General features: G+C 60.5%; 7 protein-coding genes and 1 pseudogene. 1 reads left to right on the top strand and 7 read right to left on the bottom strand.

Features of this window, described 5'->3' with window-relative positions:
• Window positions 1-68: 68 nt before the first annotated feature.
• The 7 genes and pseudogenes from PGQ95_RS26010 to PGQ95_RS25980 all read right to left on the bottom strand — a co-directional run.
• Window positions 69-278: pseudogene (locus PGQ95_RS26010) on the bottom strand (IS91 family transposase); the annotation flags it as partial.
• A 111-nt stretch (window positions 279-389) separates the two neighbouring features.
• On the bottom strand, window positions 390-695 hold the full coding sequence (locus PGQ95_RS26005; RefSeq protein ID WP_001255015.1) for a LysR family transcriptional regulator: 306 nt from the start codon (window positions 693-695) through the stop codon (window positions 390-392).
• A 27-nt stretch (window positions 696-722) separates the two neighbouring features.
• Entirely contained in the window at window positions 723-1,937 is a 1,215-nt protein-coding gene (gene floR, locus PGQ95_RS26000) for a chloramphenicol/florfenicol efflux MFS transporter FloR (protein WP_065311137.1), read from the bottom strand.
• A 216-nt stretch (window positions 1,938-2,153) separates the two neighbouring features.
• Window positions 2,154-3,038, bottom strand: coding sequence for a DUF3363 domain-containing protein (locus PGQ95_RS25995; RefSeq protein ID WP_112934501.1), 885 nt, complete (start codon window positions 3,036-3,038; stop codon window positions 2,154-2,156).
• 30 nt (window positions 3,039-3,068) lie between these two features.
• Window positions 3,069-4,562, bottom strand: a complete 1,494-nt coding sequence (locus tag PGQ95_RS25990; protein ID WP_001120888.1) for an IS91-like element ISCR2 family transposase — start codon at window positions 4,560-4,562, stop codon at window positions 3,069-3,071.
• A 210-nt stretch (window positions 4,563-4,772) separates the two neighbouring features.
• Window positions 4,773-4,997: a hypothetical protein gene (locus PGQ95_RS25985; RefSeq protein WP_000743213.1), complete on the bottom strand. Its 225-nt coding sequence runs from the start codon at window positions 4,995-4,997 to the stop codon at window positions 4,773-4,775.
• A complete protein-coding gene (locus PGQ95_RS25980) occupies window positions 4,994-5,731 on the bottom strand; it encodes a recombinase family protein (RefSeq protein ID WP_001446887.1) in 738 nt (245 codons plus the stop codon). The genes PGQ95_RS25985 and PGQ95_RS25980 overlap by 4 nt, the downstream gene beginning before the upstream one ends.
• Before the next feature lie 368 nt (window positions 5,732-6,099).
• Here PGQ95_RS25980 and PGQ95_RS25975 point away from each other — a divergent pair.
• Window positions 6,100-6,404 (top strand): hypothetical protein (locus PGQ95_RS25975; protein WP_202816085.1); only part of this gene is annotated, 305 nt, incomplete at its 3' end.

Here is a 6,404-nt window from a genome sequence, read left to right as displayed (position 1 = left end):
GCGGCTTCTATAACAACGTGGAACGGGTGGGCATGGATTGCAGGCGCTGCCCTCTACTTGCTCTGCCTGCCGGCGCTGCGTCGCGGGCTTTGGAGAAATTCTTCAAATTCCCGTTGCACATAGCCCGGCAATTCCTTTCCCTGCTCTGCCATAAGCGCAGCGAATGCCGGGTAATACTCGTCAACGATCTGATAGAGAAGGGTTTGCTCGGGTCGGTGGCTCTGGTAACGACCAGTATCCCGATCCCGGCTGGCCGTCCTGGCCGCCACATGAGGCATGTTCCGCGTCCTTGCAATACTGTGTTTACATACAGTCTATCGCTTAGCGGAAAGTTCTTTTACCCTCAGCCGAAATGCCTGCCGTTGCTAGACATTGCCAGCCAGTGCCCGTCACTCCGCGGTCTTCACTGCGTGATCGAGTTGATCGACACCCGCCGTGACACGCTCCATGAAGTGCCTGCCTGCGTCTGTTAGCCGAACGCCCCGCGCATGGCGCTCAAATAGCAGGACACCAAGGTTATCCTCCAGCGCTTTCACACGCGCGCTGACGCTCGACTGGCTGATACCAAGTGCCTTGGCCGCATGCCGAAAATTCAGATGCTCGGCGACGGCGATGAACTGAACAAGGGAAATGAGCGGTATCCTGCCAGACAGGATACCGACATTCACGAGGTTTCGATGGTTAGTGCGCCGCATCGGAGCGGGCCTGCTACCAGTCGTCGGTTAGACGACTGGCGACTTCTCGGTGGCAGCCCCACGGAGCCGAAGGAGCACCAGCCCCAACGAAACCAGTACCGCCATCGCCGTGGCGTAACAGATCACGGGCCACGCTGTGTCACGGTTTAAAAGTGCCACCGCCAATGTCCCGACAATGCTGACTATCAGGCTTTGAACGCAGAAGTAGAACGCGACCGCTGATCCCGCGATGTCGTCGAACTCTGCCAAAGCGCCGTTCGCGGTAACGGACACCGTGAAGACAATACCGACCGCGACAACCCACATCGGTAGGATGAAGGTGAGGAATGACGGCGAGCCGTAAAGTTCGCCGATCCCCAACAGGACCGCTCCGCAAACAAGCAACGCCATCCCACGCGCCACGCATCCTGCGATGCCCCATCTGGCGACAAAGGACTTCGCGAAACGGGTTGTCACGATCATTACAAGCGCGACAGTGGCGAAGGCAAAGCTGAATCCGATCTCGGAATATTCCGCTTGGCCTATGAGCACACGGGGAGCCGTCGAGAAGAAGACGAAGTAGGTGCCCATACCGGCGCTAAAGCCGACAGTGTAAACCCAAAAAGCCGGACTCGCGAAGATCGGCAAGACAGATCGGCGCGTCTTGACTTGATCCAGAGGGCGGGTTTCGTGCCACCTGAAACCCGCATTTAGGAGTGCGAGCATCGCCAGTATAGCCAAAGTAATGAATATCGCCTGCCATCCCAAGAACTCGCCGATCAATGCTCCGGCGATAGGGCCGAGCGCAGGCACGAACGCCAGCACCGAACTGAAAAGGCCGTAGATGACGACACCCTCAGGACGGTTGGCATAAACGTCGCGAACCGTCGCGAACGTCGCCACCAGCATGGCCGACGCGCCCACTGCTTGAAGTAGACGGAAAGCGACAAAGGCCGGTGCAGTTGAAGACCAAGCTGCTCCCAGAGACGCAATGACGAAAGCCGTTGCGCCCGCAAGTAGAATTGGCCGTCGCCCGATTCTGTCTGAGAGCGGACCAAAAATCACCTGGCCCACGCCGAGCATCACCATATAGAGGCTCAACGTGAGTTGGATCATAGCGGGCGTCGTGTTCAGGATGCCGGGCATCGCTGGAACGACAGGGAGATAAATATCCATCGCCAGTGAAGCGAGGATGTCGAAAGGAGCCATCAGCAGCAGTGCTGCCGGCAGCGTATAGGCCCACGCGGGGCGTGTGGTGGTCATGACGAATCAACCCTCGATTAAGGAATACCGGGCGACGTCTGCTCGTCAGCAATCAGATGAGACTAGCCTTACAGAGCGCCGCAACAACAATACTGGTTGTTGCGGCTTACTTGTCTGCTGACTTGGAATTTCCCATCTGATTACTCCACGCTTACGAATATGAATTGCTACATTTTATCCGATTATCTTTTGCTTCGCAATGCGGCATGGGCGCACTCAGCGTTCCAGCCCCCTCTGCCGCCCTAACTGCCACGACACCGACCCGCCCTGCACGATGCCCATAACCTCGCGGCCGAGTTGGCGGTCGATGATCGGCCGCCACGGGACAAGGGTGAACTCATGGGATTTCTCGACCACGGCGAACTTGCCGCTCGATAGATGCACGGTTCCGGTAAACTTGCCGCTGACGCTCTCGCCGTCCGTGGCGGCGCGGAACGGCAGGCCCTTACTCAAAGCCATATCCGATCCGACGCCGACTACCTCGCGCTCCCGCAGGATGGCGAGAAGGTTGCGCCGGTAGAAGACGCGGCTGTCCCGGCTGCGGGTGGCGTCGCCCTGTTCGATATGGTGCTCGCGGCGCTGGTCCATGGCTTCGCGGACTTGTTGCCCGAAGCCGGTTGGCGCAAGGTCGGCCGTCTCGCCGTGGATCAGCCGCCGGTCCAGCCAGGTCGCGCCGTCCGATCCGATCTGTTTGTTCAGATCGACCGGGGAAAGGACGCGAACGCTGGCCTGACTGTCTCGGCCGGCGTCATGGGCGGCGGCACGGCTGACCAGATCATCGGGGATGCGCCATTGGTCGGCGTCGATCCGCTCGACGATACCGGCCCGGCGTAGCGCCTCCAGCCGGCGCACATGGGCATCGACATAGCCCTCATAGTCGCCGCCTGGAACGCGGCACGTATAGGAAGAATAAACGCCCTTTTCACCCAAGTCCAACAGCTTTGGACCGCAGTTGACTCTTTCGACACCCCTGCGATGCAACCCAATCCGGCTGACGGGGAGCCAGCAACGCTGAAAATTTACCCTCCTCTTTCCCACTAGCGGCTCCTTTTCCGACAACCAGCACGGCTGATCCCTGCCGCGGCGCTGTGAACGCAGCATTTTGATTGGTATCGTTGGCCTTCAGGCTCGTCAGTCAAACAGACCCAGGAGCAGCTCAGCCGGTGGCGCCCGGCTTTCGGGTAACGCCCTGGTCCCGCTGGTTTCGGCTTTGTGCTTCAGGTGATCAAGGATCTGCTTGATCACTATAGGGTCTTCAATGCAGGCGATGACTTTCATGGCGCCGCCGCAGCCGCTGCAGGTCTCGATGTCGATATTGAAAACACGCTTGAGCCGTTGCGCCCATGTCATCGACGCTCGCCGTTGTGCTGGTGTTGCCGGTTCATCAGCCACCCTGACCTTGTTGCCCCTGCCCCGTTTTGCCGGCGTGACCAACGCCCGGTGCCGACTGTTGGGTGCGAACACCCCGTGGAAGCGGGTTAGGTTGACTCTGGGCTTCGGTACCAGGGCGGCCAGCCTTGCAATGAAATCCAATGGTTCGAAAATGACGTGCGTGGTGCCGTCCCGGTACGGCGTCTTGAGCTGGTAGCGCACGTTGCCGCCTCGTGTTAACGACAGCCGCTTCTCGGATACCGCCGGGCGGCTGATGTACCGGCACAGCCGTTCGAGCTTCTTGCGTTCATCGGCCCTGGCCGCCACGCCGGCGTGCAGGCTGGACCCGGCTACCTTGCCAATCCCGTCACCGAACGGATCACCACTGGTCGGCAGAGTTTGCAAAGTGAACACCTTTCGCCCCGCCTGTGAACCGACAGCGATACGGTAAGTGATCGAGTGCCCCAGCAGGGGTGTCATCGGGTCGTCATCCACCGCATCCGAGGCCAGATAGCTGTTTTCGACATCCCGTTCCAGCAGGCCTTGCCGTTCCAGATAGCGACCCACCCGGTGGGCGATGGTGTGCGTCAGCTGGGTGAGCTCTGGGCTGGTCGGCGCCTTGACCCAGCGGAAACGCGCTGAGCCGTGGGATTGCTCGACATACACACCGTCGAGAAACAGCATGTGGAAGTGAACATTCAGATTGAGCGCCGATCCAAAACGCTGGATCAGGGTGACCGCGCCCGTCTTGGCCACTTGGTGGGTATGGCCCGCTTTCTTGACCAGGTGCGTGGCAATGACGCGGTAAACGATGCCCAGCACCCACCCCATGATCTCGGGCCGGCTGGCAAACAGGAAACGCAGCTGAAACGGGAAGCTCAACACCCACTGACGCATGGGTTGTTCAGGCAGTACTTCATCAACCAGCAAGGCGGCACTTTCGGCCATCCGCCGCGCCCCACAGCTCGGGCAGAAACCGCGACGCTTACAGCTGAAAGCGACCAGGTGCTCGGCGTGGCAAGACTCGCAGCGAACCCGTAGAAAGCCATGCTCCAGCCGCCCGCATTGGAGAAATTCTTCAAATTCCCGTTGCACATAGCCCGGCAATTCCTTTCCCTGCTCTGCCATAAGCGCAGCGAATGCCGGGTAATACTCGTCAACGATCTGATAGAGAAGGGTTTGCTCGGGTCGGTGGCTCTGGTAACGACCAGTATCCCGATCCCGGCTGGCCGTCCTGGCCGCCACATGAGGCATGTTCCGCGTCCTTGCAATACTGTGTTTACATACAGTCTATCGCTTAGCGGAAAGTTCTTTTACCCTCAGCCGAAATGCCTGCCGTTGCTAGACATTGCCAGCCAGTGCCCGTCACTCCCACTCGATTGTAAACAAGCACACAAAACCCTTTAGTGACAACAATTTGCAAGAACTATCAGGCTCAGTGCCATGAAAAATACCATGACCAGATCATGAGGTTGAACACGGCTTGCGCCGGCAGCGTTCACGCTCCTGGTCGGCGATCTCGCCCGGCTGCAATGCTAGCTCAGCATCGGTCATGCGCTCCAGCACGTCGCGTAGGCGGATGGTGCAAGGAATGGGCGGCAGCTCGAACTCATAGCCGCCGGCGATCATTTCGGCCGCAATCTCCTCGGTGATGAAAAACGGCTCGTCGTCTTGGTTCGGCTTCTTCATGCCCTTTCCTCCTGGCGCTCATCCTGGCCGACAGCGGCCAGGGCATCGGCTTCCGTCAATGCGTCCTCCACGAACGCGCCGTGCTGCTTCGCTTCGGCCTGGCTGACCTCGGCCCATATCCGTTTCACCTGGGCCGCACTGTACCCGGCCAGCTCGGCGGTCTTGTTGATGCTGTAGCCGGACTTGCGCAGCGCGACAACTTGGGCGCGGCGCTTCGGATCAGCACGGCGGCCCTTGTACCGCCCGGCCTGGCGGGCCAACTCAATGCCTTGGCGCTGGCGTTCGCGCCTGTCCTCGTAGTCGTCGCGGGCCATCTGCAAGGCCAGGCGAAAAAGCATGATCTGCACGGCTTCCAGCACGATCTTGGCGACGCCCTGGGCCTCGGCCGCCAGGTCGGATAGATCGACCACGCCAGGGACGGCCAGGCTTGCGCCTTTGGCCTGTATCGAGGCCACCAGGCGCTCGGCCTCGGGCAAAGGTAGGCGGCTGATGCGGTCGATCTTCTCGGCAATGACCACCTCGCCGGGCTGTAGGTCGCCGATCATGCGCAGCAGCTCAGGCCGGTCGGCGCGTGCGCCGGATGCCTTCTCACGGTAGATGCCGGCGACGTAGTAGCCGGCGGCCTTCGCGGCCGTAGTGATCGCCTCTTGGCGTTCCAAGTCCTGCGCGTCGGTGCTGACGCGCAGATAGACCCGCGCCACCATCGGCGCGGCTACTGGCTTCGTCCTGCGCATACTTGCGGGCTCCTTTGGGCATACGCAAAGTGTCCGGTCATGCTACCCCCGGCCAAAAAGGCCGTCATGCGATTTATCTTGGCCGGGTCGTTATTGGCGGGTCTAAATGGCCGCTCCGTGGATCTCATCGCCAGAAATGGCGATGCGAGATCCAGGGCAGGGCGGCCGCCATCGTCAGACCTGGCGATGGTCGACGCCGGCGCGCATCGTCGGATGTGGCGATGCGAGCTCGAGGTCGGTGGCCACCGCCGGCGACCTGGTGCCATCGTCGGCAATGGCGATGCTGCAGCTCGACGTGCGCGGCCTGGTCGTCTCGGCATCGTCGGATGCGGCGATGCTCGAGCGAGGCGAAAAAAAACCGCCTCGGGGTGTCCGAGGCGGCAAGTCTGCATGCGGTTCAGGGAGGAAGAAACCGCGCCGGCGATCAGGGAGGAAAACCGCGCGGCCTGATGTGCAGCTCGGCCACTTTAGCCGGATTTTTCGACTTATCCGATGCGAGCGGCCCGCCGTGGGCGCTGCTCGATCTGCTGTTGCTTTTTCTCGACGTGCTTCTGCTCCTGGTGCTGCTGCTCGTCGCGCGGCACTGTTGCAAAGTTAGCGATGAGGCAGCCTTTTGTCTTATTCAAAGGCCTTACATTTCAAAAACTCTGCTTACCAGGCGCATTTCGCCCAG

Source organism: Klebsiella sp. 141240 (genome assembly GCF_050600805.1).
GTDB lineage: Bacteria > Pseudomonadota > Gammaproteobacteria > Enterobacterales > Enterobacteriaceae > Klebsiella > Klebsiella aerogenes.
Note: the sequence above shows the minus strand (reverse complement) of the source record. Positions and strands in the feature narration are given on the sequence as shown.

Bases quoted from the DNA above. Each gene is read 5' to 3' on its own strand.
- PGQ95_RS25995 (WP_112934501.1), bottom strand. From the start codon at position 3,038: ATGCTGCGTTCACAGCGCCGCGGCAGGGATCAGCCGTGCTGGTTGTCG.
- PGQ95_RS26005 (WP_001255015.1), bottom strand. From the start codon at position 695: ATGCGGCGCACTAACCATCGAAACCTCGTGAATGTCGGTATCCTGTCT.
- PGQ95_RS25985 (WP_000743213.1), bottom strand. From the start codon at position 4,997: ATGAAGAAGCCGAACCAAGACGACGAGCCGTTTTTCATCACCGAGGAG.
- PGQ95_RS25980 (WP_001446887.1), bottom strand. From the start codon at position 5,731: ATGCGCAGGACGAAGCCAGTAGCCGCGCCGATGGTGGCGCGGGTCTAT.
- PGQ95_RS25990 (WP_001120888.1), bottom strand. From the start codon at position 4,562: ATGCCTCATGTGGCGGCCAGGACGGCCAGCCGGGATCGGGATACTGGT.
- floR (WP_065311137.1), bottom strand. From the start codon at position 1,937: ATGACCACCACACGCCCCGCGTGGGCCTATACGCTGCCGGCAGCACTG.